Below are 26,795 nucleotides of genomic sequence, written 5' to 3'. Positions count from 1 at the left end.
TCTTAACGCTTGACGAGATATTTAGGTCAGTGTTATTTAATCATTATTAATAATGAAAAAGAACAGAGCGGTGTAAGCCGCTCTGCTAATTATGAAAAACGGATTTTTAGCCTTTATACTATTTTTTTGTCTCACCCCTGCCAAAGCTGATATTGAACTTAGCGGTATTGTGCTGGATCGGACAATTTCACGCTTTGGCAAAGATTTTGTTTTTTACTTTTCCTCCTACTGGCGAGAAGTACCTGCTACTGATGGTTCTACCATTGTGGTGTATGAACAGATTTATCCGCAAGCCGGTACCTTTCTTTGGGTAGAATTAGATCAGCGCAGGATATACCAGAATTATTTTGGTCGCCGACAAAATGATGTAAAGCAAATGGCAGAGCAAGCGATCTTAGTTGCCGTTGATGAGCTAGTAAAAATAAAAACAGAGGAGTGGTTCGGTGCTGAAACGGGCTTTTAAATCAAAATTTTTTTCCAGAAGTGTCATTTTCACTTCTGCTGTGTTGCTTAGCGGTCAATCCCTGGCGACTGAATTGGTATACACCCCAATTAACCCTAGTTTTGGCGGAAATCCACTTAATGGTAATTTCTTACTGCAAAAAGCACAAAGTCAAAATGCGAACTCAGCGGAAAGACCTACTTTGTCTTTTGTTGATCGGTTTCGTGAATCTTTGGAACGTAACATCATCAATTCATTGACACGACGCATTGCCGATGGCGAAGTGGTTGAAGGGGTTTATGAAACGGGTGAATATATCATTGAAGTTAATCAGGATACAGATGGCAGTGTACTAGTAACCGTTACAAATCAAGATAATGGCGATGTTACCGTTATCCGTATTCCTGTGATCCCGAGGTAGCTATGCGTTTTATTGTCGTATTTTTAATGAGCTTGCTAACTACAAGTTGTGCCTTCGTACCCAAACCGACCCTTAATGTCACTGATGCCGAAGTCAATCCGCCGTCTGCAGCAATGCAAAGCTTAGTTTCTGAGAAGAAGCCGAGGAATGCCATCCCCGTTTCTGTTTATGCTTTTCGTGACCAGACTGGTCAATATAAACCACAAGCGAATGTGTCTAGCTTTTCTACTGCGGTTACGCAAGGCGCGACCTCAATTTTAACCCAGACCTTACTTGAGAGCGGTTGGTTTTCGCCATTAGAGCGTGAAGGTTTGCAAAATTTACTCACTGAACGTCGTATTTACACCTCAAATAAAAATGCGCCAGAGTTACCGCCAATGAAAGAAGCGCGTTTGTTGTTAGAAGGCGGGGTAATCGGTTACGAAACTAACCTGACAACGGGTGGTATTGGTGCTGAATATTTTGGTATAGGTGCTTCTGAGCTTTACCGCGAAGATCAGGTAACAGTATATTTGCGCGCTGTTGATGTGTTTACTGGCCAAGTATTGCTATCTGTTTCGACAACTAAAAAGGTTTTTTCACAGGAATTACGAGCGGGCTTGTTCCGTTTTGTTTCGCTAAATCGTTTAGTTGAAGCTGAAACCGGTTATACCACCAATGAACCTGTGATGTTTTCAGTAAAACAAGCGATTGAACTGGCCGTACTCGAATTGGTTGAGCAAGGCGTCGCAAAAGGCTTCTGGAGACCAGAAACCTAAGCGTGATAAGTTTGAGGACTAACGGCATCCATCTGAGTTATTTTTAATAACTCAATTCTATTCCGAGATTGTGTTTTGCGTAAAATCGTCGATATATGTGCTTTTACAGTATGAGTACTGATATTAAGCTGGTCGGCGATTTCTTTATTTCTAGCGCCTTCTGCAATCAGTTTAGTAATGCGTTTTTCTTGCTTGGTGAGCAGCAAAAACTTTTCTGAAGTGATCAGGCATTCCTCACTCTCTTCTGGCGCTAAGGTTCTATCCACAAAGCTTGAAAGTTCATTTCTCGAGTAATACAACTGTCCTTTCATCATATTGCTCAAGGCGGAAAGTACACGATCTAGTTGTTCGTCACGATAAATGATACCCCTAAGCCCTGTGTTGATTGCTAAAGACGTATCTATGGTGCCGCGTTCAGCATTGAACAAGAATACTGAGCCACACTTTTTTACCGCTTGTAGCAAGTTATTAAAACTACTCTTGCCAGAGATGACACTTTTTACCTGAATCCCAATCAACGTATTACTTGGGATGCTTTGTTGTGCTTGAAACTCACTTGCAGACAGTTGCGATACATTGATGTTCAATGACTTAGCTAAGAATACCAGATTACAATTGTTGTTATTATCGGACAAAATATACAGTTGGTTATAGGGCTTCACTACATTTTTCTCCACTGCCAAACTAACGCAGCATTCTTTTAAGACTTTGTATATCAAATTGTAAAAAGGTTAGCAATTTATATTTTGTATATGTCTTATTTGTCTTGTTTGTAGTGAGGGTAAAGGTTTTGGCCTGATTCTTATCTAAGTTGCAGGCGAGCAAATATACAAAGAGAGGAGGGCTCCGCTTACGTTTATTAAGCAGAGCCAATAGCCGCATTTAAGCTTATGCAAGGACATAACTGATATGTTGATAAAATCGTACCAGCAAATCTTGCCGATCGCCGGGTATTTCTAATTGCCGAGCAAAACTGCGCAGTGCTTCTTCTACCTGATTCATAAAGCGGCCATAGCCAAACTCAGTATTATCATCTTGGTCGGCGACGATAATAAAGTGTGCGCTTTCAACCAGCTTATCGGCTTGCCAAAAACTTAGCAGCTGTGATTCTAAGCAGTCCGGGTTAAAGCTAATTTTTTGGAGCTCGCGGTTATTTTCGATTTTATCCCACTTGCTATTGCGCACGATAGGGGTTAAACCATTCGCCACTATGGCCAATTTATCGAGCTTTTTACCGGCACAGGCCGCGGTAAAGCGTTGTTCTAATTGTTGATACAGCAAGCTAAAATCAGTGGCACCATCCACTAAGAAATGCTGCTTTAAACTGCGAGTGAGCGGCAACGTTACGGTGACATAGGTAATTTCACTGTGCTCTGCAGGTAGCGCACATTGTCTGGCTTGATAGCGTGGGTATAAACCACGTAATTTATAGCCGTAGGTTTCTTTATAGCCTTTTGATTTAGCGAATAAATCATAAGAAAGTTGTTGGTGATCACGTAGCTTAATCAGTGGTTTCCCTGGTAATTGCTGCTGCCATGCCGTTAACAGCTGCACAACTTTTTGATGAAAAACAGCAGCTTGTGCACGAAGCTCATCACCTGTCGCTAAGAACACCACGCGCAGTTTGCGTGCTTGATAGCCTGGGGTGGTAAAGAGGCCTTGGCCTTCATGATACTTAGGGTTATAAAAGAACAAGATTTGCTTTTCAGTTTGCAGGGTATAGGCTTCTTCATGAAAGCGTACTATGGGTAACTTGTCATTGGCAATCAACTGTACATTGCGCAATGCAAATTGCTCCATTAACGCAAACAGCTGTTGAGCAAGTTGTTGATAACAGTCTGCAGCAGAAGCAAAACCGGCATATAAGGTTTCGTCTGTTTTAATTTCAGCTAATAAATACTGGTTGGAACGGGCATTCGTAGGCAGATAAACGCGATGTGGATTGTGACTAGCCATAAAACCTCCTTAACAAGTTATTGACGAGCAGTGTACTCACAAGCTACTCGTCATTTATTGTTCTGGATTAAAGTTTTGGCCGATCTGCGATGACTATGGCTCGTTCAGTTCTTGGTGATGTTTGCCGAATACCGGCACAGTAATATGCCATTTAATTGCGGCTAACCGCAGCAGTAATAACCCTAGCATGCCTGCAAGCATGGCATAAATTTGCGGTACGGCTAATGCGAGCAAGCCTGTATAAATAATACCGCCAAAAATACAGGTTACCGCATAGAGTTCGCCCCTAAACACCATGGGGATTTCTCGACATAACACGTCACGGATCATGCCGCCACAAACGCCACTCATAGTGCCAAGTAAAATCGCCACCATACTGGAGGTACCATGATCTAAAGCTTTTTGCGTACCCATAATGACAAATAACGCCAAGCCAAAAGCATCAGCAATTTGCAGCGTATTATTGGGGATAGTTAAACGATTGCGTACTAATAAAATTGTGGCAATAGCTGCAATAAAAATGGCATAAAAATACGTGTTGTTATTCATCCAAATAACAGGAACGTCAAGAATCAAGTCACGTAGCGTACCGCCTCCAATGGCCGTCACGCTGGCGAGCACGATAACACCAAAACCATCCATATGATTTCGCCACGCAGCTAAGGTGCCAGAAATTGCAAAAACAGCGATACCGGCTAAATCAAACCAATGAATATATTCCATCATCTGCGGCAATTTTCCGATAAAAATAAACGTTAGTTACTGGTTGGCACAATAGCATTTAAACACGAAACGGCATACTGGCAGCCTGAAAAATTCCTCTGTCGGTTAGACTTGGTTTGGTTGGATAAAATAAGGGCAGAGGATAATTTCAGGTTTTTGTATTTACAGGGAACTGTTATGCTTGAAAACTTTCAGAGCTATATTGGTAAAGACTTAAGTTCATTTTTTAAGTTTAGGTATAGCCCATCGATTTTACATTTAGGTTTTTTATGCAGAAGAAAGTCATATTGGGTGGGATTGCCGCCTTTGTACTGCTGGTTGTTGTCGGTATTTATCATTATGTCAATGTTAAAGCAAAAGCAGTATTGGCAGAGCAAATAGCGGTGATAAATGCTTCTTATGCTGAGATGGCTAGCGCAGGGCTGATGCCGGCTGTAGCACTCAGCTATGCAGAAATTACCGCAAATTATTGGCAAGATGATTATCAGATCTCTGATTTAGCGATAAATGTGGCAGGCTTGGGAGCGATTCTAGATGTTGCTTCTATTAGAGTAAAAGGCTTTAAACCTGGTACTTTAGCTGACAAAGGTGAAGTGTGGATAGACGGTGTGCAGTTGGCGCAAGGTATGCGCATCTTACTTCCCGCAGCCTTAGCCGATTTGACCAAAAACTTAAGTCTTAGCACCCAGTATCGATACCAGTATCAGTCCGATAGCGGTCAGCTTCATCTACAGCAAGTATTGTCTTTAGGTGAGCAATTTACATTTAACTATGCCTTCACTTTACAGCAAATGCAGCCATTATGGCAGTTTGCGCAAAACCTGACAGCAATGGATGCGCAAACACAACAGACCTTTAGCCAGTCGACAGATTATCAGTCGCAGTTGCGTGATGCCTTTGCCCAAGGTCAGTTGCAACAGGGCGACATCGTGCTAAGTAATCAAGGTTTTTTACAGGCCTTGCACAGCGCCTTGGCCGCAACACCACAAACGCTAGAGCTGAGTAATCTAAAGCTGCAGCTGGAGCATTATCTTAGTCAGCAAACCACAATGCCTGCAGAAATATTAGACGCGTTACAGGTGTTTTTGGCCGATCCTCGTTATTTAAAAGTGAGTTTTCAACTGACTGAATCGTTAACCTTTGCGCAATTGCAAGATGACAGTGTGATGGCGCAGTGGCAAACGCCTGAGCAGTTGATTCAGTTGACCAACCTACAGTTAACTGTAAATCCCTAGACTTTTTACCAAAAGCGAAGCGGAGATAGCGCGTGTTGTATTTGGACAGTGGTCAAACCCTGCAGCTACTGCAGATAAGTGATACGCACTTATCTGAGCAAGCTGATGCGCATTTGCTTGGAATCAATACCCAGCAAAGCTTGCAGGCTGTACTCGCTATGATGGCCGCAGAACAGCATGATCCTGCCGCGATCTTGGTGACTGGCGATTTATCGCAAGATGATAGTCTCGCTTCTTATTGTTATTTACAGCAAGCGCTAACCCGTTTTACTTGCCCAGCTTTTTGGCTTAATGGTAACCATGATAACGCGGCAGCGATGCAACAGGTTGCTGCTAATACGCCAGCGTTACAACAGGTGGTGCGCTCGACGTATTGGCAAGTGATTTTGCTTAACTCGCAAGTAGAAGGCGCGGTATTGGGTTATTTGGATGCGATGCAGTTACAACTGCTTGACCAGGCATTACAGCAGCGGCCGGACTTACACACCTTAATCTGCTTGCATCATCATCCTGTGCCGATGGGGAGTGCTTGGATCGACAATATCGGCTTACAGAATGCCGATGCGCTTACTGCCGTGATTGCATCTTACCCGCAGGTGCGCGCCGTGCTGTGGGGGCATGTGCATCAAGAGAGTGATCGCAGCATTAATGGGGTGCGCTATTTATCCTCACCTTCGACCTGTGTGCAGTTTTTACCGTGCTCGGCCGATTTTGCCGTCGATCAGCTAGCGCCGGGTTATCGATGGCTGAATTTGCACGCCGATGGCAGTATCGACACCGGCGTGAGTCGCGTCGCCGCCGGCGTTTTTACTGCCGATTTGGCGGCAGGTGGTTACTAGCCCAGCCAAGGCATCGCAGCTTTGCGTTTGGCTTCATAGGCCGCAATTTGCGGTGCGAGTTGCTCGCTGGAGCCGATAAAATCTAAGCCGGATAATAAGCGCTGCTTTATATCTGCGTCGATATTAAAACCCAAAGCCCCATTATTGCCGAACATAATTTCCTGATTGGCTAAATCGATTTGCCAGTGTTGTGGCCCTTGCGCGCAGCGGTTAAACAGCATCTCGATATTGGTTTTGCTTAGTTGAATTAACAACATGCCGTTGTTCACGCTGTTGTTAAAGAAAATATCGGCAAAGCTTTCGGCAATAATCACCTGAAAACCATACTGTTGTAAGGCCCAGGGTGCATGCTCGCGGCTGGAGCCGCAACCAAAGTTAGCGCGGGTGAGTAAAATAGACGCACCTTGATACTGCGGGAAATTCAGCACAAAGTCTGGATTCGGGCTGCCATCGGCTAAATAACGCCAATCATAAAACAGCGCTTCAGCAAAACCGTCACGGCTGACCGAGGTTAAAAACTGCTTGGGAATGATTTGGTCGGTATCCACATTGTTTTTATCCAATGGGCAAATTAACCCTGAAGTGAAAATGCTGCTCATGCCCAGTCTCCTTTGGCGATATTAACAAATTTACCAGCAATGGCTGCGGCAGCCGCCATGGCAGGGCTGACTAAGTGCGTGCGAGCACCACGGCCCTGTCGGCCTTCAAAGTTACGGTTACTGGTAGAAGCACAGCGTTCTTCTGCGGCCACGCGATCATCATTCATGCCCAAGCACATGGAGCAACCGGGCTCACGCCATTCAAAGCCAGCGTTTTTAAAGATATCAGCCAAGCCTTCGGCTTCAGCCTGACGTTTTACGATACCTGAACCGGGTACCACTAAGGCCCGTACGCCAGCAGCGACTTTTTTATTGCCCACTACGCTGGCAGCCGCGCGTAAATCTTCAATCCGGCTATTCGTACAGCTACCAATAAACACCACATCGACTTTGCAATCGGTTAATTTCTGACCTGCGGTTAAGCCCATATACTGCAGCGCGCGCTCGGCGGCATGGCGTTTGGTTTCATCGCTAAAGCTTTCTGGCGCTGGCACCGGCGTATCCACGGCAATCACTTGCTCTGGGCTGGTGCCCCAAGTGACTTGTGGTGCAATAGTGCTGGCATCAATCACCACGGTTTTATCAAACACCGCATCGTGGTCAGAGTGCAGGCTTTGCCAATAGCTTACCGCGGCCGGCCAATGCTCGGCGCTGGGTGCATGGGCTTTACCCTGCAAATAGGCAAAGGTGGTTTCATCTGGAGCAATTAAACCGGCCTTAGCACCCATTTCAATGCTCATATTGCACAGCGTCATGCGGCTTTCCATACTTAAAGCACGTATGGTTTCGCCACAAAACTCGGCCACATAGCCATTACCGCCAGCGGTGCCCAGCTCGCCAATCACCGCCATAATCACATCTTTAGCCGTTACATGCGGTGATAGCTCGCCATTAATCTCTACCTTTAAGGTTTTGGCTTGCTGTTGCGGCAGGGTTTGCGTGGCCAGTACATGTTCAACTTCTGAGGTGCCGATACCAAAAGCCAGGGCACCAAAGGCACCATGGGTAGAGGTATGCGAATCGCCGCAGACGATAATCATGCCTGGTTGGGTTAAGCCTTGCTCTGGGCCAATCACATGCACTATGCCCTGATCGGGGTGGGTTAAATCTAAAATTGGGATCTGACTCTCAGCACAGTTTTCTGCCAGCGCTTCTAATTGCTTACGTGAGGTTTCACCAGCGGCATCTAAGCTGCGGCGTTGGGTCGAAACGTTATGATCCATGGTGGCGAAAGTCAGATCAGTGCGGCGTACTTTACGGCCAGCTAAGCGTAAGCCGGAAAAGGCTTGCGGTGACGTTACTTCATGAATTAAATGCCGGTCGACATACAATAAATCGGTGCTGGGGTTTAACTTACCGACTACATGGCTTTGGTAGATTTTCTGGTATAAGGTCTGGCCCATTTAATTGCTCTCCTGACGTAAGGTTGCCACTATGGCGGCGCCAACGGCAGCAGTGCCGTAAGTTGATTTCGGGTTAATGTCACGGGTAACAATATGCTGCTCTAGGCAGTGCTGCACCGCTTGTTCGATGGCTTGCGCTGCCGCTTCTTCGCCAAAGCTGTAGCGCAGCATTAAGGCGGCACTTAAAATTTGTGCGATAGGGTTCGCTATGCCTTTACCGGCGATATCCGGGGCACTGCCACCGGCCGGCTCATATAAACCGAAACCGCTGCCGTTTAAGCTGGCAGAAGGCAGTAAGCCCAACGAGCCGGCAATGGCGGCAATTTCATCTGATAAAATATCGCCAAATAAGTTATCGCATAGCAACACATCAAATTGCTGCGGGCTACGAATTAGCTGCATGGCGGCATTGTCGATATACATATGTTCTAGCGCCACATCTGGGAATTCTTTGGCAATCTGCTCAACGGTTTCGCGCCATAAAATACTGGTTTGCAGCACGTTGGCTTTATCAATAGAGGTGACTTTTTTACTGCGCTTTTGCGCCGCAGTAAAGGCTACCCGGGCAATACGGCTAATTTCGGCTACGCTGTAGCGCTGGGTATCAAAGGCTGCGTCTTCACTGCGGCCTTTTTCACCAAAATAAATCCCACCAGTTAGCTCGCGTACGCACAGTACGTCCATACCTAAGCTACTTACCCGTGGGTGTAATGGCGATAAATCGGCAAAGGCAGGGTAAATTTGGCCTGGGCGCAAGTTACAAAACAAATCAAAGGTTTTGCGCAAAGGTAATAAAGAACCGCGCTCAGGTTGCTTATCCGGTGCTAAGCCAGTCCACTTCGGGCCGCCAACCGAGCCAAATAAAATGGCATCGCTTTGTTTGCAAAGCGCTAAGGTTTCAGCAGGTAAAGGCTCGCCGGTGGCATCCAGAGCCGCGCCGCCAACCAGTGCTGGCGTTAGGGTTAAACCAAACTGAAACTTGTCGGCCACCACTTCTAATACTTTGATGGCTTCGGCCATCACTTCTGGGCCTATGCCATCACCGGCTAATACCGCTACGTTATAATGCTTTGTCATTGTTCACCTGCTGCTTTTTTAATTTGGTTATCACCGTTACGGGCTTGTTTATGAGCGCTAATGGTTTGCGCACGTTGGATCATATTCAGCACATGCACATAGGCCAGTACCGAGGCGCGCACGATATCGGTGGCTAGGCCAGCACCATGGAAACGGCGGCCTTCGTGCTCGGCAATAATATCTACCTGCCCTAAGGCATCTTCGCCGCTGCCTTTGGCTTGTAGGTTAAAGTCGACCATCCGAATGTTTAACTTGCTGATGCGCTGAATCGCCTGAAAAGCCGCTTCAACTGGGCCATTGCCGGTGCAAGCCTCGGTAAAAACGGTACCGCCGCAATTTAAGCCGATGGTGGCGCTGGCCACATGGCCGGTATGGGTGGCCGAGCTTAAAAACTCCAGCTTGTAGTACTCATCCTGTTCTTGCAGGTTCTGGAAGAAGACTAAGGCTTCTAAATCATAATCAAACACTCGACCTTTTTGATCGGCCAGCGCCACAAAGCTTTTATACACCGCTTCTAAATCGTAATCGTCTTTGGTGTAACCCAACTCGGCTAAACGATGCTGAATAACATGGCGACCCGAGCGTGAGGTGAGGTTTAATTCGTTCTGACGAATACCCACCTGCTCGGGTGACATAATTTCATAGGTATTTTGTGCTTTTAACACGCCGTCTTGGTGAATGCCGGAGCTATGGGCAAAGGCATTTTCGCCAACTACCGCTTTATTTGGCTGGATTGGCATATTACAAATTTGGCTAACCAAGTGGCTGCTGCGGTAAATCTCAGTGGTTTTGATATCGGTGTAAAGTGGCGCCAACACATCTTTGCGGGTGTTGATAATCATTGCCACTTCTTCCAGTGAGCAGTTACCTGCACGCTCGCCAATGCCATTGACAGTACATTCAATTTGCCGGGCACCGGCCTGAATGGCGCTGATGCTATTGGCCACCGCTAAGCCTAAATCGTTATGGCAGTGCACACTTAAGCGGGCTTTATCTATATTCGGCACTTTGTTGCGTAAGGTGCTAATAATGGCCGCAAATTCATTTGGAATGGTATAGCCCACGGTATCTGGAATATTGATGGTGGTGGCACCGGCAGCAATGGCGCGCTCAACGATCCAGCACAAATCATCAATAGGTGTTCGGCCGGCATCTTCACAGGAAAACTCAATATCGTCGGTATAGCGGCTGGCTAGTTTAATAGCCGCAACCGCTTGGTCGGAGGCTTCCGCTAGGGTTTTGCGTAATTTGTACTGTAAATGCAATGGCGAGGTGGCAATAAAGGTGTGAATACGGCGGCGTTCGGCATCTTTTAAGGCTTCGCCACAGGCTTCGATATCGGCACTGACCGCGCGAGCTAAGCCACAAATAATCGGGCCTTTGACTTCGCGGGCGATGCGCTGTACTGAGTCAAAGTCACCGGGGCTAGACACCGGAAAACCGACTTCCATTACATCAACATTTAAGCGAGCTATGGCATGCGCCAGTTGGATTTTTTGCTTTTGGCTTAAGCTAGCGCGTAGCGCCTGCTCGCCGTCTCGCAAAGTGGTATCAAAAATCCAGATTTTATTATCAGCACTCATTACGCGTTCCTTTTCCAGTTATCTTTGGCGTACTACATGCCGGGACCAACAAAAAACCCCGGCCTTGGGCACGGGGTTTTTTGTTTATCGGTAGTGGGATTTCACCAATAAGCACGACCCCGCGCAGCGCAGAGGAGCACGAGGAGGAGGCTATTTAAGCGAATCATTACCGAAGAAGTCATTTACTGCCTGTGTAAGTTAGTTGCAGAACGCCATTAGTAATAGCATGGTTATTTTTCAAGCGCAACAGTATAGATGGCTAAATGGATAAAAAAATTAAAAAAACAGCGGTATCATATTCGCTTTAACATACCGCCTAGCATCTTGCACATGCTTGGTTAGTAAGCATGAGTTTGTTTAAACCAAGAAATATAACTGCTCTGACAGCTTGATTCCCATTCAATACGCCCAATATAGGGTGCTGTTCTTCAGGGTTAATATTTTTACAGGGTGATAAGAAGTATGGAAAAATATTTTGAGCGTCTGATGTATGCCACTCGCTGGATCATGGCACCGATTTATCTTGGGTTAAGTTTTTGTTTATTGGCGCTTGGTGTAAAGTTTTTTCAGGAGGTTTATAACTTTGTGCCCATGCTATTTAGCATGAAAGAAGTCGAATTAATCTTAATCACTCTAAGCTTAATCGACATTGCCTTGGTGGGTGGCCTAATAGTGATGGTGATGTTTTCGGGATATGAGAACTTTGTTTCAAAGCTCGATTTACATGGCCATGATGACAAATTGGGCTGGTTAGGGAAGCTTGATTCGAACTCACTAAAGAACAAAGTTGCTGCTTCGATTGTCGCGATTTCGTCTATTCACTTGTTAAAAGTGTTTATGAATACCGAATCGATCCCTAATGACAAGATTATGTGGTACTTACTGATTCATATCACTTTTGTATTATCAGCCTTTGCTATGGGGTATTTAGATAAGATTTTGCGTGAAAAACCAGCAGATAAACCTATTGTAGTAGAAGATGTTAAGAAATAGCTTGCAATAGTGCATTAGCTTTATTAAGATGCGCGCCGTTCTGCTAGTGCTTTTGCACCCAAGATGCCCGGGTGGTGAAATCGGTAGACACAAGGGATTTAAAATCCCTCGGGGGAAACCCCGTGCCGGTTCAAGTCCGGCCCCGGGCACCATTTAAATTTGAATTTGCTACAGGCAATTCAAATAGAACACACCAGACGCAAGCAATTGCAAATGCGAGTTTAGCTCAGCTGGTAGAGCGCGACCTTGCCAAGGTCGAGGTCACGAGTTCGAACCTCGTAACTCGCTCCAAATTCCGAAAAAGCCGCTTTTAACAGCGGCTTTTTTTATACCCGAATACCGATAAGATGGATTCAGTTTTTTACTCTCTAAATTAATTTAGAAAAATTTCTTGTAATTGTATTCATAATTGCTTTACCCCTTCCGGCCAATTTTATCGAAAGATGCATAGAAAACTCCCTACTCAGCGTGTAGCGATGTCGCGGAGTTATTCACATGTTGATTTTGCTTTAATTAAAATTTCTGCTATTAAATTAGAACGCATTTTTTTTACTTATCGTCTTTAATAAAAGCAGTGGAAAGGGTCTAGGAAGCTGCAGTGCCGCTCATTCCAGCATAGAAGCAATTTACATGGGGGTAATATGGGTATATGGAATTGGGGCAAATCTTCTCATCAAGCTGAAAATTCTTCTTTCGAACAATATCGTAAACATGCTGAAGAGCCGCGGTTTACTCAAGTTGTTTTTGCTAGCTTAAAATCACCTGTAGTATTAACAGATTTAAACTATCGCATCACTTATGCGAATGATGCCGCACGAAGTATGTTTCAGTCTTTGCAAGAACTGCTTCTGAAACAAAATCCGCAGTCTGTTGTTTTCAATCATATTGGCGAAGCACTCAGTCGCTTCTTTCCTGTGGAATTACCACAAAATTTATCCAGCAAAGTGGCTGGTGAATCACGTATGGTTAGCGTGGCGCAAAAAGTCTATAAGTTACAAATAGCGCCTTTTTATGCTGAAAGCGGTGATGCGATAGGCTACTTGGTTGAATGTAATGAAACCTCAGAGGCGCTGACTGATCACGGTATTCATCAGGCCATCTTGGCACAAAAGCCTGTGCTTGAGCTTGACCCCTCGGGAAATATTATCAGTTGCAATGCAAAGTTTACCGAGCTGACCCGCTATGCCGAGCAAGATCTGCAGGGCAAGGCCTATCATTGCTTTTTCACGGAATCTTTTCAACAGCAAGCAGCGCAAAAAGCATTTTGGCAAGGATTGATAAAAGAAAAATACGCGAGTTATGAATGTCAATGTACCTCTAAGCTAAATCAGCAACTATGGTTTATGCTGGATTTTATGCCGATCAAAGATGAAGAACATCGTGTCAGCAAAGTGGTACTGCAGTTAACGGATATCACTAAAGATAAGCTTGCAAAAATTAACAGTGAAGGGCAGCTTACCGCAATTGGTCTGACTCAAGCGGTAATTGAATTTACGTTAGACGGTACTATCCTAACCGCAAATCCAAACTTTCTTGCCACTGTCGGTTATTCATTGGAGGAGATTCAAGGCAAACATCACCGGATGTTTGTGGATGACGTCTACAATCTCAGTGAGGAATATCGCGATTTTTGGCAAAACCTGAAAGCGGGTAAGTTTTTTACGGGAGAGTACCGCCGAATTGGCAAAGGTGGCAAAGAGATTTGGATCCAAGCTAGCTATAACCCGATTTTTGATAGTAACGGCAAGCCTTTTAAAGTGGTGAAGTACGCTACAAACATTACTGGCAGAAAGATAGTTGTAAATGAAATTAAGCGGGTGATGATGGAGCTAAGTAATGGCAACCTCACCGCGCAAATTGAACAGCAATTTGATGGCGAATTTAGTGAGTTAGGTGAGGCAATTACCGGGTTTATAAATCAATTGCAGCATACTATTGGGGATATTAACCTTGCTGTTGAAACAATAAATGTTGCTTCAACCGAGATTTCGCAAGGGAATACAGACTTATCAAGTCGCACGGAACAACAAGCCTCCAGCTTAGAAGAAACCGCTTCTAGTATGGAAGAGCTGACGAGTACGGTTCGTCAAAATGCTGAAAATGCCAAACAGGCTAATAGCCTAGCGGGTAAAGCAACCGATGTTGCTTTGGAAGGTGGCAATCTGATTGATCAAGTCGTCGTCACCATGGCGTCGATTAATGAATCGGCACAAAAGATTTCCGATATCATTGGTGTTATTGATGGAATTGCATTTCAAACCAATATATTGGCACTCAATGCGGCTGTTGAGGCGGCTCGCGCTGGAGAGCAAGGCCGAGGTTTTGCGGTGGTTGCTTCCGAAGTGCGAATGCTTGCGCAGCGTTCGGCGAATGCGGCAAAAGATATCAAAGGCTTAATTTCTGAGTCTGTCACCAAAATCAACAGTTGTAATTCGTTGGTGACCAAGTCTGGCAATACCATGCAAGAAATTGTTCGCTCAATTAAGCGCGTTAATGACATTATGTCGGAAATTGCGGCAGCTTCTGCTGAGCAATCTGCGGGTTTAGATGAAGTGAGTAAAGCAGTTGTGCAAATGGATGAAATGACGCAACAAAATGCTGCCTTAGTGGAAGAGGCCGCTGCTGCTGCCGAAAGCTTACTGGTGCAAGCTGAGCAACTTGCCAAAAATATTGCCCATTTTAATCTTGGTTTAAATACTAATAGAACGATAGATGTTGCCGTTACTAAAACAGAGTATGCCATAGGTCGTAAACCGATGATTTCATCTAATCTATTGGCAAATAAAACCAAAGACAATTTTGCAGTTAAAGCTATTGCGAAAAAACGCTCATAATCTAGTCAACGTCGAGCGCTTTAGCGATATACAGTAACCTGCTAGCAACACTTACCATGTGATGCTTTTTGTGGAAGTTGTAATACAGGTCATTTGTTATGCTGTGTTGGTTGTTAACGGGTGGCCAGTACATCACAGCTTGAATGAGATGAAGCGTAAACGAAGTGCTTGAAGCCACACTCTCGTAGTAGCGTTTTAAGCACATCTGCTTGGCTCCAACGATCATTTACCTCGTAAAACACTGCCTTGGTGTTATGTAGTAAGCCAGATGTAACTAACGCATCGAAAACCACTTTTTCATGCCCCTCTACGTCCACTTTAATAATAAGCTCTGCAGCAGAAGTGATTAACTCTTGAAGTGTGTTTGGGCCAATGGTCGAGATGGTTTCTGTAAAACGAAACCAACGCGGCAACTTACGCATAGTTGCTGCGCCGCTATGCCATGGTTTTTTACTGATTTCAGTACGACCTGTTTCTAGAGAAACGGCAGCCTGAATAGCCTGTACCTTATCGGTCACCTGATTAGCGTTAAGGTTAGCAGTTAACAGTGAAAATGTACTGGCAACGGGTTCGAAGGCATACACTTTAGAGCAGAGTTTATTCTGAGCGGCAAGAATAGCATAGAGCCCCTGATTGGCGCCAATATCAACAAACGTAAAATGGGTGCTTTGGTCCTCTAAATAGTTCACCAATAAGCTATCGTAAGCGCCACTTTTACAAAAATGAAAGGTCGCATCTAACCAATTTCGTCTGAGCAAAATACCATAATAAGAGCGAACAAAGCCTGTGGGAGCTTTAGCAGCAGGAGGATTCAGCCTAGGCTCGTCTAGCTTTTGACATGGGGTTGTTTCAAAAAAACCTTTAAATTCCGACATAGCCATTCCTTATACAAACCTAAGTAAGCTAGCGCCATAGTGTGACAATTTAACTACACTCCTTTAAAAAGGGGTCAGAGCTAATTAATACTTGATCACATCATTGTGTGAATTTTATGTGCTTATCTTGTTTCGTTGCTATTGTCATTGCTTCTTTTTCATTCATAGTAAATACATCTAGTTGGACTACAATGCTATAGATAGTTAATAAGTATTCGAAGCTAGTGGCACAGGCCACAAACAAGGAAAGATAAATATGAAAATGCGGCACATTTTTTTGTTAGGTAGCCTGCTATTAGTGGCCTTACAGTTTGCCGGCTGTGGCAAAGCGCCAGAACCTGCTGATGATCTTGATACCGTTTCTCGACCCGCGATGATTCTTACCATTGATGCGCAAGCCGTATCCAGTGCACATTACAGTGGCACCTTGCGCGCCGCACAGCGTGCTGAGCTGGCTTTTAAACGTGCGGGCAAGCTGGCTAGCATGCCAGTGCAAGAAGGCGAGCAGGTGCAAGCACAACAGATATTAGCGACACTAGATGATACGGAACTGACTATTGCCTTGAATTCCGCACGAGCTGAATTTAAACAAGCTCAGGCTGATTTTGAGCGCGGCAGTAAAATCTTTGAGTCTACTCAGGCTATTTCCAAAAGTGATCTGGAAAAATTGAGTGTAAAGCGCGATTTAGCAGAAAACAAAGTTAGTCAGGCAGAGCAAGATTTAGCGAATGCCAGCCTAAGAGCGCCTTTTGCCGGTGTGATTGCGCAAAAAATGGTGAGTAACTTTAGTAATGTGCAAGCGAATCAAGCTATTTATGTATTACATAATCCAACCGACTTAGAAATGGTGATTCATGTTCCAGCCAAACGCTTTTTAGAACCGCAACGCGGTCGTTTTGCGATAGCCGAAATCGATGGTTTGCCCGGGCAACGCTTTAATTTGACCTTTCGTTATTATGCGTCTGCAGCCGATCCGGTTGCACAAACTTATCAGGTGGTACTTGGGGTCGACGATCCTTCAGGCGCAAATTTATTGCCGGGTATGACGGCCAAAGTGTATCCGCTATTACAGGAAACGGGGCAAGCACAGACGATTTTTGTGCCGGTGGATGCAGTATTGCCCTCGAATACCGGTAGCCAGTTTGTCTGGCTGGTGAATGCAGAGAACAAGGTTGAACCAAGAACGGTTAAGGTAGGGAATTTGCAAGGTAATCAGATCGCAATCCTAGAAGGCTTGACTAGCGGGGAGCGCATTGTGGTTGCCGGTCTGCAAGCATTAACGGCGGGAATGACTGTGCATGCTATGCCGGTAGTGGAGTAAGCCTTATGGATATTGCACGTTATTCTATCGCCAAAAGAACCAGCCTTTGGGTCATTATCTTATTGATATTATTTGGTGGTTATTTTAGTTATCAGCATTTGGGGCGTTTTGAAGATCCCGAATTTATTATTCGCCAAGCTGTTATTAGCACCCCTTATCCAGGTGCCACTGCCAAAGAAGTTGCCGATCAGGTCACCGATGTGATTGAGGCGGCGGTGCAATCTCTGCAGGAAGTCAAACAGATAAAATCGGTTTCCAAGCAGGGGATGTCCGAGGTCACGGTAGAAATTCAATTAGCCTTTGCTCGCAACAAAAGTGAATTGGATCAAGTGTGGGACAAGCTCAGGCGTAAAATTAACGATGCCCAGCGACAACTACCTAAGGGGGCTGGGCCGATAATAGTGAACGACGACTTTGCGGATGTATATGCACTCTTTTATGCGGTGACCGGTAAAGGTTACTCCGACAAGCAATTATTTGATTATGTTGATTTTTTAAGTAAAGAACTGGCGCTGGTCGAAGGGGTAGCGAAAACGGCCATTATTGCCAATCCCCAAGAAGAAATCTATCTGGAGTTTTCCGCTGAGCAGCTGGCAACGCTGGGGTTAAACATAGAGCAAGTGCTTGCAGTGGTACAAAAACAAAATCTGGTTACTGTTGCTGGCGATATTACAGCAGGCAGCATGCGTTTGCCGGTGATGCCCAGCCAAGCACTAGATAGTGTAACAGCGCTAAAAAACCTGCCATTAGGGATCGGCAATACTGGAAAAACCCTGTTATTGCAAGATGTGGCAACGGTGGTACGTGGCTATAAAACACCGATGAATTTTATGATGCGCTATAACGGTGAGCCTGCCATTGGCTTAGGTGTATCGAATATCAGCGGTGGTAACGTAGTGAACATGGGGGATGCGGTAAAAGCCCGTTTAGCAGAGCTTGAAAATCAGCGACCTGTAGGAATGGAGTTGCATGCAATCTCCATGCAATCTGACTCGGTTAAAGCCTCTGTCGCCAGTTTTGTCGATAATCTGATTGCGGCTGTGGTGATTGTGTTTTTGGTGTTGCTGTTTTTTATGGGCCTGCGTTCAGGTTTTATTATTGGTTTTGTGTTGTTACTGACCGTTGCCGCTACGCTGATTATCATGTTGATTGATGATATTGCCATGCAGCGTATTTCGCTGGGGGCCTTGATTATCGCGCTGGGGATGCTGGTGGATAATGCCATCGTGGTCACTGACGGTGTGTTAGTAAAATTACAACAAGGTGAGCCGCGTGAGCAAGCCATCAGTGACGTGGTAAATGCCACTATTTGGCCGTTACTGGGCGGCACCTTGGTGGGCATTCTTGCCTTCAGTGCCATCGGGTTATCACCTAGTGACATGGGCGAATACGCTGGCTCACTGTTTTGGGTGATCTTGTATTCTATGCTATTAAGTTGGATTTTTGCGGTGACGGTTACCCCGTTGTTATGTCATCAGTTCCTACAAGTTAAACCGACAGCCGAGCCGATGCGCGAGAGTAAAGTATTAAAGGCTTACCGCCAACTACTTGGCTGGGTGCTGACCCATCGCTCACTTACGGCAATCGGCTTAATTTCCTTGTTAGCTATTGCGATTTTTTGTACCCGTTTTGTGCCGCCGGGTTTTATGCCAGAATCACAAAGAGCACAATTTGTGGTGGATATTTATCTGCCACAAGGCACCGATATTGTTAGCACAGAACGCATGGTGAGCCAGATTGGCGCTGAGGTTGCGCAAGAGCCCACAGTCACAGCGATTACCGCCTTTACCGGCGGCGGTGGCTTACGCTTTATGTTGAGTTATTCACCAGAAGCTAGAAATACGGCTTATGGACAATTACTGATTGATGTAGCCGATTATCGAGAGATTGATAACTTGGTTGAGCAACTGCAACAACAGCTGACCGTCAATTATCCGGATGCTGCCATTAAAGTATGGAAATTTATGTTGGGGCGGGGCGGCGGTAAAAAAATTGAGGCCGGCTTTAGTGGCCCAGATCCCGTTGTACTTCGGCAATTAGCGGAAGAGGCCAAAGCAATTATGGCAGCTAACAAGCAACTGATTGCAGTGCAGGATGATTGGCGGCAACAAGTACCCGTGTTGGTACCGCAATATAATCAAACCCGTTTGCAGCAGTTAGGGCTGACTCCGATTGAGATCAATCAAACCCTAACGCGCTTGCTCACTGGTTCGGTGGTTGGCACTTATATGGAAGGGGATGATGCTATACCCATCGTAGTAAGAGCGCCAGAGCGCGAGCGGCTTGCCGAAAAAGCCATTGAGAGCGTATTAGTTTACAGCCCGCTCAGTCAAAGCAGTATTCCGTTTGGCGAGCTGGTATCTACAATGAATGTGCAATGGCAAGATGCTATGTTAAGACGGATTAACCGGCAACCAACCATTCTGGTGCAAGCGGATCCCGCGCCAGGAGTGCTAACAGCGGATGTATTTGCACAAATACGCACCGAGATTGAAGCTATGCCGCTGCCGCCAGGCTATCGCTTAACCTGGTATGGCGAATACAAAGCGTCGAATGATGCGAATGCCGGCCTAGCAGCTTCGGCACCTTTTGGCTTTGCTGCCATGATTTTAGCGGTGGTCTTTATGTTTAATGCCATTCGCCAGCCGCTGGTCATTTGGCTAACGGTGCCTCTGGCGTTAATTGGAGTAGTGATTGGTTTGGTTATGTTTAATACGCCCTTTGAATTTATGGCTATTCTGGGCTTTCTGAGCCTAATCGGTATGATGGTGAAAAATGCCATTGTGTTGGTTGACCAAGCCGACCAAGAGATCCGAAATGGTAGCGCACCGCTAACGGGCTTAATTCAAGCGTCTGTCAGTCGTGCTCGCCCGGTAGTATTAGGTGCGCTAACGACCATTTTGGGCGTCGCGCCTTTGTTTACCGATCCATTCTTTAAAAGTATGGCAGTAACTATTATGTTTGGTTTGTTGTTCGCGACCTTACTCACTTTGCTGGTGATCCCGCTATTATATGCGGTGTTTTTCAGGATAACTGCAACAGTCGGTGAGACCGGTCGTTCATGACTGACATACTCGCAGAAGGCCGAAGCAACTGGCCTTCCTGCGGGGAGATAGAGAGTAAGCTTGCGAGTGTTAGCCTGCTTTTGGAGCAATATGTAGCTCAAAGGCCGTACCAACACAATTAATGGCCGCCGCTAAAATAATACCGGTAAACAGGATACCTAATAAGGCAATCAATATGGCGAGAATACGTGAGAGCTTACGCTGTGGTTTTATATCACCATAGCCCACTGTAGTGGCGGTAATACAGGCCCAATACACGCCATCGAAGCGCGGCCATTGCTCTAATCGAGCAACAATTTGCCCAAGTGCCATAATCAAGGTGATAAAAATCAGTAATAGTGGCATTAATAGTACTAGCGCTATTGCAAACAGACTCAAAAATGAAAGGGTAAAAGCCATGATTTATCACTTTTGTCATGATGTTTCGTGCCAGTATAAGCATGATGTTTAAAAAGGTTAAAATGAATTATTGTTTTACTCCTATAAAAATACTCTTGTTATTATCGATGTGTGTTTACGCGTTATCTGGCTGCGCGAGTTTCGATTATCCGGCACCGCTCGTTGAGCGTACCGATAGTGTGATTGCACAGGAATTGTCTGAGGTGTCGCAAAGCATCACCTCGCCGGTGCATTTACTCGGGCAGGGTGACGAGGCCTTGTTAGCTCGCTTGGCTATGATTTCACATGCGCGGTATAGCATCGATATACAAGTCTATATTTTTAAAGCAGACCGCTCTGGTGCAACAATATTAGCCGCGCTGTTGCAGGCTGCCGAGCGAGGTGTAAAGGTTCGTTTATTGTTGGACGACTTTGGTACTGGCCAGCAAGATCAGCGTTTTGCCAGCCTAAATAGCCACCCGAATATCACAGTGAAGCTGTTTAACCCCAGCCAGCTAAGGCAATTACCGTTAACATCGATACTATTTGATTTCTCGTTAAAGTCTCGACGCATGCATAACAAATTAATGATCAGTGATCAGCAATTTGCCATTTTGGGTGGCCGGAATATTGGTGATATGTACTTTGATAGCGCCACAACGGCAAATTTTCATGATTTGGATATCATTTTAAGCGACAAGGCCGCCCAGCCTTTAACTCGGAGTTTTGAGTTATATTGGCAGCATCCTTTGGCAGTGGCGATGGCCGATATCAATACAGCTAAAAATGCTGCGGGCTGGCAAGCCTTAGCAGCTGAGTTGGCTGCCACCAAGCCATCAAGTGCTGAGTTGGCTGCTATAGCCAGCTATTATCAGCTTACCTTAGCCCCTTTATCGACTGCAGCGGCGGTTACCACACATATTGTCGTTGATCATCCCGATAAGTTACTGCATGACGCCAACAAGACGACGGCGCATCTGGTACCTGTGATGCAGCAAATTTTGCAAGATGTACAACACAGTGCTTTGATTGTTTCCCCCTACTTTGTACCAAATACAACGTTGTATCATCAGCTTAGCCAGTGGGTGGCAGCAGGGGCGGAAGTGGAAGTGCTGACAAACTCTTTGGCCGCTACCGATGTCATGGCTGTACATGCGGGGTATGCGCCATGGCGGGAGCGCTTATTGAGTGCGGGGATTCAGCTTTGGGAGTTCAAACCAGATCCTGCGCAAAAACAGCCGTCGCATAGCATATTAGGGTCATCGCGAGCTTCTTTACACGCCAAAACCTTTGTATTTGATCAACGTTACGTCTTTATTGGCTCCCTGAATCTTGATCCGCGTTCAGTCAATCTGAATACCGAATTAGGGATTATTCTGGATGCGCCATCGTTGGCACAAGCCATTACGACTGGCATAAAACAGCAACTGAAAAGCACGGCCTATCAACTTAGCTATACAGCTGACGCCAAGCAATGCCAGCTGCAGTGGCTAGAATGGGATCCCGAGGCGGATCAGGTAAAGCAGCACTATTGCCATGATCCACAGGTAAAAAGCTGGCAGAGATGGTTTACTGAGTTTTTATCACTCTTACCAATTCAAAACCAACTTTAGTAAAAAGGGGTCAGAGCTAATTTTATAGTCGAGCGGTATTATTGGACATGTTCTTGAAATATCTCATGTTGTAACAATTGGTCTCTACTTAAATGTTATGCACGGCCAGTGCTTTTGTTGCAATCTGTGAGGGGTATCGCTACTCTCTTTATACCCTCGTTATTTTAGGTGTGAGCGAGGCTCTACCTAGGTAATTAAGGGTAAATGGCAATGGCCAGATTTGTGCATATCATATATCAGTTGATTTTCTACACCTTACTAAGTTTTAGCTTCCTCTTGCCATACACTTATTCAGCCAGTCTTGATAATTTACAACAACTTGCCATTCCACCCGTGACTCGTTATGCCCCAACACTTGACGTTTATCCGCGTCATCATGCCATTGCTCAAGATTCGAAAGGTTATCTTTATGTGGGCAATACCGAAGGCTTATTGATTTTTAACGGTGAAACTTGGCAATACCTAAAACTACCTAATGGGAAATTAGTTAGAAGTTTAGGTGCTGGCCCCGGGCAGCGGATCTATGTGGGCGGTTATGATGATTTTGGCTATACCGAGCCAGATGAAAACGGCCGTATCATTTATCATTCTTTAGCTGCGGATTTTCAGCAAATCCGAGCCTCAGGTTTTGCTGATATATGGGATCTATTGGTCACGGAAAGTGCAGTCTATTTTCGCGCTGTTCAGGATTTATTTCGTTACGATTTGGCTACGGGTAACACCACATTATGGCAACATGAAGCACGTTTTGGCGCTATGGTGGAGGATGATAATCAGGTTTATGTGCAATTTCGAGGCGAGGGAGTAAAGCGTTATCAGGAGGGTGATTTTGTACCATATCTGGTCGAGCCTGCGCTGCAGCAACAAATTTACCGTTTTATTCGGATTGATTCACAACACTGGTTGGCTAATCGGCGAGATGGCGTTTGGCTTGAAATAAAGCACAATCAGGCACAGCCTATTGTATTGGACCAGCTGCCCGCGAGTAGTGAGTTTTTTGATATTAGCCTGCTGCAACCGGGCGTGATAGCGCTGGCAGGTAAGGATGGCGCTATTTATATTCTAGAATGGTCGACTGGCAAGGTGAGCCGTTTTGAAATTAGCCATGATGTGTTACTTGCTGTAAATAAGGCACAACAAGGTGGAATCTTAGCATTAAGTAATCAGCATATCATGCATTTAGTATGGCCATCGCAATGGCAATCCATCGATGCCCGCTATGGTTTGCGCGGCAATATCTATGACATCGCGTATTGGCAAGAACAATGGTATTTAATGGGTTCCGCCGGCGCCTTTACTTTACCTTCAGTAATGCCGCAAGGTGGCTTTAACAAGTTAAATTGGACCCATCACGAAGCTTGGGATTTGCTTCCTTTAAATGATCAGCAGGCCTTATTCGCCGACTCTTATAGTTTATTTTTAGTTGAAGAGCAGCAGGCCTTAGCGATTAGCCATAATGCATTCTATCCTAGGAAGTTAATTCCTTCCGAGTTCCATCCCAAGTCGATTCTAGTTGCTACCGAGCTTGGAATGGCCATTTTACGAGTACCAACGCCCGTGCAGGAAGCTAAAATTGTTCTGGATTGGCCCGCATTGGGGACTTTAGTCAATAGTATTGTAGAAATGTCTGCTGGGGACCTATGGTTGGGAACTGCAACCCGAGGGGTTGTGCGTTTAAGGCTTAATCCCGAATATAGCCAAATACTGCAAATTGACTATATTGATGCTGGCTATGGTATTGCTTATGGTGAGAAGGGAGAGGCGCAGTTAGCGAAAATCGATGAACAACTTATTGTAAGTACAGCACAAGGCTTATACCAGTATAACGGAAAGGACTTTGTGCTTTGGGATTCACCTTTAGCTAGGCTTCGCCTTCCGGGGCAAGTATTAACAATGTCTCAGAATGCGGACAAAGAAACCTGGGCCTATAGCCATAATCGTCTTTATCATAAAGCGGCAGATAGTTGGCAAGAGATTAATACTATGGGTGTGGGGGCTGGGCCACTTAATACGCATTTTTTAGCCAGTACACCATGGATTTTTGGTGGCAATAGCACCCTATTTTTATTCCAACCGCAAACAGTGGCAGCTTTACAGCCTGCCTATAATATTGTGTTGCAACGGGTAAAAACAGGGCTAGAAGGTCAATTACAAGCAGCAGTGCTGCAACGTGATACGCCATTAGTGGTACCAACAGAACATTATGTGATGTTTGATTTTACCTTGCCGGGTTTATATCCTGCTGATACCACAGTTTACAGAGCGCGATTGGCGGGTTTTGAAGAACAGTTCAGCGATTGGAATCGCTCTAGGCAAATTAGCTATTATCAACTTAACCCTGGTCATTATCAGTTTGAAGCACAGGCACGCGATCATTTAGGCCGAGTTTCAGCCATTACCCCTTTCCAGATAATTGTGCCTCAGCCATGGTATCTAACTTGGCCAGCTCGGTTATTTTGGTTGTTGGTCATGCTTGGCTTATTGTGGCTGCTTATGCGTTATTTAGTTAGGCTGAGGACACAGGTGCTGTATAAAGATCGGCAGCGTTTGAGAAAGATGGTAGATGAGCATACCCGTGAGTTGGCCAAAGCGAATCGTAAGCTTGAGTCGATTGCAAATATGGATGGTTTAACTGGAATTGCGAACCGCCGTCGTTTAGATAGCTATCTGCAGCAAGCGGCCACAGCTTGTCAGCAGCAAAACCGTTCTTTGGCACTATTATTAATCGATGTTGATTATTTTAAACAGTTCAATGACAAATTTGGTCATATCAAAGGCGATGAAGTGTTGCAAATTGTTGCTGCAGTTTTAGGTAATAGTTTGCGTCGCAGCGAGGACTTGCTTGCTCGGTATGGCGGCGAAGAGTTTACCGTTATACTGCCAGGCGCTGACGAAGAGATTGCCTTACAGGTTGCTGAGCAAATGCGACAACAAGTAAAGCAAAGTTCAGCAGGCGTTACCATCTCTATTGGTATAGCCTGCACTACCGTTGGCGCGGCTATTGATCCGCAACGCCTGTTACAGCAAGCCGACAAAGCGCTATATCAAGCAAAAGCTGCTGGCCGCAACGGCGTAATGTTATTTAAGACAGAGCGCGCAATTAATGATAAAGACGAGTAACTTACCGGATTAACCGACATATCGCTTTAGCTTAAAAACTCGCTCCGCGTGATCGCTTCGGTTTTGAACACGCCGCCTAAAGCTGTGGTAGTGGTACTAGAGTTAACATCCATTACCCCACGCGATTTAACACAATAATGCACAGCGTTAATCGACACCGCTACGTTTTCAGTCGCCAACAAGGTTTGTAGCGCGACTAATATTTGCTGGGTTAAGCGTTCTTGTACCTGCGGGCGCTGGGCAAAAAAGCGCACGATTCTATTAATTTTTGATAAGCCGATGATACGTTTGGCAGGAATATAGGCTACCGTAGCAAAACCATCGATAGTAACAAAATGATGCTCACAAGTGCTGTTAAAGCTGATATCTTTTACTTTAACCATTTCATCAACTTGCATCTTATTTTCAATTAACGCAATTTTCGGAAAGTTACGATAATCTAAACCGCCGAATACTTCATCCACATACATTTTAGCAATACGATGTGGCGTTTCTTGCAAGCTGTCATCTTGTAGGTCTAACCCAAGAGTGCTGACCACTTCTGTCATCAATTGACGAATTTTCTGGTATTTTTCTTCGCGTGATAGCCCATTTTGCACCATCGGCGTTTCCAGCCCTTTGGCTATTAAGGCATTTCGTACTATTTCTGCTTCATTTAACAACATAAAAGAATCCTAACATCGGTGTTGGAATTATTTTTCCAAAAAAGCCTGCTCAATCACATAATCGCCTTGCTGGCGCGAGGTGGCTTTTCGAAACCCTTTAGCATCGAGGATGGCCATGGTGTCATCTAACATGGCTTGGTTACCACATAACATAAATCTGTCGCGACTCGGGCACAGTGGCGGTAAGCCCAGCGCTTCTGTAAAAACGCTAGAAGTGAGCAGCGAAGTAATACGTTGCTGATGTAACGGTTGGCGGAAAGGCTCGCGCGTGACCGTAGGGTAATACAACAGCTTTTCTTTCACCCAGTCGCCAAAAAATTCATTCTCAGGCAGTTGTTCGCAAATAACCTGCTGATAAGCCAGCTCTGATACATAACGTACGCCATGTACCAAGATGATTTTCTCAAATTTTTCGTAGATTGCCGGATCTTTAATAATGCTAAGAAAGGGGGCTAACCCTGTGCCCGTTGCCAACAAATATAAATGCTTGCCAGGGATTAAATAGCCTGCTACCAGTGTACCGGTGGCTCGGGTTGAGAGTGTCAATTCATCACCGACCTGAATATGTTGTAAGCGCGAGGTCAGGGCACCATCAGGGACTTTAATGCTAAAAAACTCTAGTTCGTCTTCATAATTGGCACTGGCGATACTGTAAGCGCGTAATAACGGCTTGCTGTCGATCTCTAAACCCATCATCACAAATTGACCATTTTCAAAGGTATAGGAAGGGCTGCGAGTGGTTTTAATGCTAAATAAGGTGTCATTCCAATGATGGACATGAGTCACCGTTTCTTTAATGGTATTACGCATACAACACCTTAATTTGCAGTAAAAGGCGGCTTAGCCTGAGCTTAAGCACCAAGGCCGCTATACTATAATAACCTAGTATTTTACT

The 26,795-nt window shown here is 45.3% G+C and carries 22 protein-coding genes and 2 tRNA genes; 13 read left to right on the top strand and 11 right to left on the bottom strand.

Translation table 11 applies throughout. The features are described 5' to 3' along the window. The first annotated feature begins 91 nt into the window (after window positions 1–91). The 3 genes from ACO1PK_RS05790 to ACO1PK_RS05780 are packed head-to-tail and all read left to right on the top strand — an operon-like array spanning window position 92 to window position 1,621. Entirely contained in the window at window positions 92–463 is a 372-nt protein-coding gene (locus tag ACO1PK_RS05790; protein ID WP_423187722.1) for a curli production assembly/transport protein CsgE, read from the top strand. A gap of 25 nt (window positions 464–488) precedes the next feature. After that, the gene (locus ACO1PK_RS05785) at window positions 489–863 is read left to right on the top strand and encodes a curli assembly protein CsgF (protein ID WP_423188172.1); all 375 of its coding nucleotides are present in this window, start codon (window positions 489–491) and stop codon (window positions 861–863) included. Window positions 864–865: 2 nt separating this feature from the next. Beyond that, window positions 866–1,621, top strand: a complete 756-nt coding sequence (locus ACO1PK_RS05780) for a CsgG/HfaB family protein (protein ID WP_423187721.1) — start codon at window positions 866–868, stop codon at window positions 1,619–1,621. On the opposite strand, the gene ACO1PK_RS05775 is transcribed toward ACO1PK_RS05780, so the two are convergent. The 3 genes from ACO1PK_RS05775 to ACO1PK_RS05765 all read right to left on the bottom strand — a co-directional run bounded on the left by ACO1PK_RS05775 (window position 1,618) and on the right by ACO1PK_RS05765 (window position 4,303). Continuing rightward, window positions 1,618–2,298, bottom strand: a complete 681-nt coding sequence (locus ACO1PK_RS05775) for a response regulator transcription factor (RefSeq protein ID WP_423188171.1) — start codon at window positions 2,296–2,298, stop codon at window positions 1,618–1,620. The two genes, ACO1PK_RS05780 and ACO1PK_RS05775, sit on opposite strands and share 4 nt — an antisense overlap. Window positions 2,299–2,509: 211 nt before the next feature. After that, window positions 2,510–3,577 carry a DUF3083 family protein gene (locus tag ACO1PK_RS05770; protein WP_423187720.1) on the bottom strand — a complete coding sequence of 356 codons (1,068 nt, stop codon included), beginning with the start codon at window positions 3,575–3,577 and terminating at the stop codon, window positions 2,510–2,512. Between the two features lie 93 nt (window positions 3,578–3,670). Continuing rightward, window positions 3,671–4,303 (bottom strand): trimeric intracellular cation channel family protein, encoded by a 633-nt coding sequence (locus tag ACO1PK_RS05765; RefSeq protein ID WP_423187719.1) that lies wholly within the window; start codon window positions 4,301–4,303, stop codon window positions 3,671–3,673. A gap of 266 nt (window positions 4,304–4,569) precedes the next feature. Between ACO1PK_RS05765 and ACO1PK_RS05760 the strand changes: the two genes are divergently transcribed. Beyond that, window positions 4,570–5,535: a hypothetical protein gene (locus ACO1PK_RS05760; RefSeq protein ID WP_423187718.1), complete on the top strand. Its 966-nt coding sequence runs from the start codon at window positions 4,570–4,572 to the stop codon at window positions 5,533–5,535. 32 nt (window positions 5,536–5,567) lie between these two features. Next, window positions 5,568–6,374, top strand: coding sequence for a 3',5'-cyclic-AMP phosphodiesterase (gene cpdA / locus ACO1PK_RS05755; RefSeq protein WP_423187717.1), 807 nt, complete (start codon window positions 5,568–5,570; stop codon window positions 6,372–6,374). On the opposite strand, the gene leuD is transcribed toward cpdA, so the two are convergent. The 4 genes from leuD to leuA are packed head-to-tail and all read right to left on the bottom strand — an operon-like array spanning window position 6,371 to window position 11,036. Next, window positions 6,371–6,973, bottom strand: coding sequence for a 3-isopropylmalate dehydratase small subunit (leuD, locus tag ACO1PK_RS05750; protein ID WP_423187716.1), 603 nt, complete (start codon window positions 6,971–6,973; stop codon window positions 6,371–6,373). The genes cpdA and leuD overlap by 4 nt on opposite strands. Next, window positions 6,970–8,376, bottom strand: a complete 1,407-nt coding sequence (leuC, locus tag ACO1PK_RS05745; protein ID WP_423187715.1) for a 3-isopropylmalate dehydratase large subunit — start codon at window positions 8,374–8,376, stop codon at window positions 6,970–6,972. The genes leuD and leuC overlap by 4 nt, the downstream gene beginning before the upstream one ends. Further along, window positions 8,377–9,453 carry a 3-isopropylmalate dehydrogenase gene (leuB, locus tag ACO1PK_RS05740; RefSeq protein WP_423187714.1) on the bottom strand — a complete coding sequence of 359 codons (1,077 nt, stop codon included), beginning with the start codon at window positions 9,451–9,453 and terminating at the stop codon, window positions 8,377–8,379. After that, complete coding sequence (gene leuA, locus ACO1PK_RS05735) at window positions 9,450–11,036, bottom strand: 2-isopropylmalate synthase (RefSeq protein ID WP_423187713.1); 1,587 nt, start codon at window positions 11,034–11,036, stop codon at window positions 9,450–9,452. Before leuA ends, leuB begins: the two co-directional genes overlap by 4 nt. Before the next feature lie 462 nt (window positions 11,037–11,498). Here leuA and ACO1PK_RS05730 point away from each other — a divergent pair, with 462 nt between their 5' ends. From ACO1PK_RS05730 to ACO1PK_RS05715, 4 genes are all read left to right on the top strand, one after another. After that, window positions 11,499–12,029 carry a TIGR00645 family protein gene (locus ACO1PK_RS05730; protein ID WP_423187712.1) on the top strand — a complete coding sequence of 177 codons (531 nt, stop codon included), beginning with the start codon at window positions 11,499–11,501 and terminating at the stop codon, window positions 12,027–12,029. A 65-nt stretch (window positions 12,030–12,094) separates the two neighbouring features. Continuing rightward, window positions 12,095–12,181: transfer RNA gene (locus tag ACO1PK_RS05725), tRNA-Leu, on the top strand. 63 nt (window positions 12,182–12,244) lie between these two features. Next, a tRNA-Gly gene (locus ACO1PK_RS05720) sits at window positions 12,245–12,320 on the top strand. 350 nt (window positions 12,321–12,670) lie between these two features. After that, window positions 12,671–14,863 (top strand): methyl-accepting chemotaxis protein, encoded by a 2,193-nt coding sequence (locus ACO1PK_RS05715; protein ID WP_423187711.1) that lies wholly within the window; start codon window positions 12,671–12,673, stop codon window positions 14,861–14,863. A 113-nt stretch (window positions 14,864–14,976) separates the two neighbouring features. On the opposite strand, the gene ACO1PK_RS05710 is transcribed toward ACO1PK_RS05715, so the two are convergent. Then, window positions 14,977–15,738, bottom strand: a complete 762-nt coding sequence (locus ACO1PK_RS05710; RefSeq protein ID WP_423187710.1) for an FkbM family methyltransferase — start codon at window positions 15,736–15,738, stop codon at window positions 14,977–14,979. 256 nt (window positions 15,739–15,994) lie between these two features. Here ACO1PK_RS05710 and ACO1PK_RS05705 point away from each other — a divergent pair, with 256 nt between their 5' ends. Together ACO1PK_RS05705 and ACO1PK_RS05700 are read left to right on the top strand one after the other, a co-directional pair. Next, the gene (locus ACO1PK_RS05705) at window positions 15,995–17,059 is read left to right on the top strand and encodes an efflux RND transporter periplasmic adaptor subunit (protein ID WP_423187709.1); all 1,065 of its coding nucleotides are present in this window, start codon (window positions 15,995–15,997) and stop codon (window positions 17,057–17,059) included. A gap of 5 nt (window positions 17,060–17,064) precedes the next feature. Beyond that, window positions 17,065–20,124, top strand: coding sequence for an efflux RND transporter permease subunit (locus ACO1PK_RS05700; protein WP_423187708.1), 3,060 nt, complete (start codon window positions 17,065–17,067; stop codon window positions 20,122–20,124). A gap of 69 nt (window positions 20,125–20,193) precedes the next feature. Here the strand turns inward: ACO1PK_RS05700 and ACO1PK_RS05695 are convergent, their stop codons facing one another. Further along, the gene (locus ACO1PK_RS05695) at window positions 20,194–20,523 is read right to left on the bottom strand and encodes a potassium channel family protein (protein ID WP_423187707.1); all 330 of its coding nucleotides are present in this window, start codon (window positions 20,521–20,523) and stop codon (window positions 20,194–20,196) included. Window positions 20,524–20,585: 62 nt separating this feature from the next. Here ACO1PK_RS05695 and ACO1PK_RS05690 point away from each other — a divergent pair, with 62 nt between their 5' ends. Both ACO1PK_RS05690 and ACO1PK_RS05685 read left to right on the top strand, forming a co-directional pair. Further along, entirely contained in the window at window positions 20,586–22,115 is a 1,530-nt protein-coding gene (locus ACO1PK_RS05690; RefSeq protein ID WP_423187706.1) for a phospholipase D family protein, read from the top strand. A 210-nt stretch (window positions 22,116–22,325) separates the two neighbouring features. Then, window positions 22,326–25,235 carry a diguanylate cyclase gene (locus tag ACO1PK_RS05685; protein ID WP_423187705.1) on the top strand — a complete coding sequence of 970 codons (2,910 nt, stop codon included), beginning with the start codon at window positions 22,326–22,328 and terminating at the stop codon, window positions 25,233–25,235. A gap of 26 nt (window positions 25,236–25,261) precedes the next feature. Here the strand turns inward: ACO1PK_RS05685 and folE are convergent, their stop codons facing one another. Both folE and ACO1PK_RS05675 read right to left on the bottom strand, forming a co-directional pair. Then, window positions 25,262–25,900: a GTP cyclohydrolase I FolE gene (gene folE, locus ACO1PK_RS05680; protein WP_423187704.1), complete on the bottom strand. Its 639-nt coding sequence runs from the start codon at window positions 25,898–25,900 to the stop codon at window positions 25,262–25,264. Window positions 25,901–25,927: 27 nt separating this feature from the next. After that, the gene (locus ACO1PK_RS05675) at window positions 25,928–26,710 is read right to left on the bottom strand and encodes a ferredoxin--NADP reductase (RefSeq protein WP_423187703.1); all 783 of its coding nucleotides are present in this window, start codon (window positions 26,708–26,710) and stop codon (window positions 25,928–25,930) included. Window positions 26,711–26,795 lie beyond the last annotated feature (85 nt).

The organism is Alishewanella sp. d11, assembly GCF_049390205.1.
In the GTDB taxonomy this organism is placed as follows: domain Bacteria; phylum Pseudomonadota; class Gammaproteobacteria; order Enterobacterales; family Alteromonadaceae; genus Alishewanella.
Note: the sequence above shows the minus strand (reverse complement) of the source record. Positions and strands in the feature narration are given on the sequence as shown.

What these genes read in the sequence shown, in the direction of transcription:
- leuA (WP_423187713.1), bottom strand. Translation starts at nt 11,036, where the DNA reads ATGAGTGCTGATAATAAAATCTGGATTTTTGATACCACTTTGCGAGAC.
- leuD (WP_423187716.1), bottom strand. Translation starts at nt 6,973, where the DNA reads ATGAGCAGCATTTTCACTTCAGGGTTAATTTGCCCATTGGATAAAAAC.
- leuB (WP_423187714.1), bottom strand. Translation starts at nt 9,453, where the DNA reads ATGACAAAGCATTATAACGTAGCGGTATTAGCCGGTGATGGCATAGGC.
- ACO1PK_RS05690 (WP_423187706.1), top strand. Translation starts at nt 20,586, where the DNA reads ATGAATTATTGTTTTACTCCTATAAAAATACTCTTGTTATTATCGATG.
- ACO1PK_RS05765 (WP_423187719.1), bottom strand. Translation starts at nt 4,303, where the DNA reads ATGATGGAATATATTCATTGGTTTGATTTAGCCGGTATCGCTGTTTTT.
- ACO1PK_RS05760 (WP_423187718.1), top strand. Translation starts at nt 4,570, where the DNA reads ATGCAGAAGAAAGTCATATTGGGTGGGATTGCCGCCTTTGTACTGCTG.
- leuC (WP_423187715.1), bottom strand. Translation starts at nt 8,376, where the DNA reads ATGGGCCAGACCTTATACCAGAAAATCTACCAAAGCCATGTAGTCGGT.
- ACO1PK_RS05700 (WP_423187708.1), top strand. Translation starts at nt 17,065, where the DNA reads ATGGATATTGCACGTTATTCTATCGCCAAAAGAACCAGCCTTTGGGTC.
- ACO1PK_RS05790 (WP_423187722.1), top strand. Translation starts at nt 92, where the DNA reads ATGAAAAACGGATTTTTAGCCTTTATACTATTTTTTTGTCTCACCCCT.
- ACO1PK_RS05710 (WP_423187710.1), bottom strand. Translation starts at nt 15,738, where the DNA reads ATGTCGGAATTTAAAGGTTTTTTTGAAACAACCCCATGTCAAAAGCTA.
- folE (WP_423187704.1), bottom strand. Translation starts at nt 25,900, where the DNA reads ATGTTGTTAAATGAAGCAGAAATAGTACGAAATGCCTTAATAGCCAAA.
- ACO1PK_RS05715 (WP_423187711.1), top strand. Translation starts at nt 12,671, where the DNA reads ATGGGTATATGGAATTGGGGCAAATCTTCTCATCAAGCTGAAAATTCT.
- ACO1PK_RS05770 (WP_423187720.1), bottom strand. Translation starts at nt 3,577, where the DNA reads ATGGCTAGTCACAATCCACATCGCGTTTATCTGCCTACGAATGCCCGT.
- ACO1PK_RS05685 (WP_423187705.1), top strand. Translation starts at nt 22,326, where the DNA reads ATGGCCAGATTTGTGCATATCATATATCAGTTGATTTTCTACACCTTA.
- ACO1PK_RS05705 (WP_423187709.1), top strand. Translation starts at nt 15,995, where the DNA reads ATGAAAATGCGGCACATTTTTTTGTTAGGTAGCCTGCTATTAGTGGCC.
- ACO1PK_RS05675 (WP_423187703.1), bottom strand. Translation starts at nt 26,710, where the DNA reads ATGCGTAATACCATTAAAGAAACGGTGACTCATGTCCATCATTGGAAT.
- ACO1PK_RS05695 (WP_423187707.1), bottom strand. Translation starts at nt 20,523, where the DNA reads ATGGCTTTTACCCTTTCATTTTTGAGTCTGTTTGCAATAGCGCTAGTA.
- ACO1PK_RS05780 (WP_423187721.1), top strand. Translation starts at nt 866, where the DNA reads ATGCGTTTTATTGTCGTATTTTTAATGAGCTTGCTAACTACAAGTTGT.
- ACO1PK_RS05730 (WP_423187712.1), top strand. Translation starts at nt 11,499, where the DNA reads ATGGAAAAATATTTTGAGCGTCTGATGTATGCCACTCGCTGGATCATG.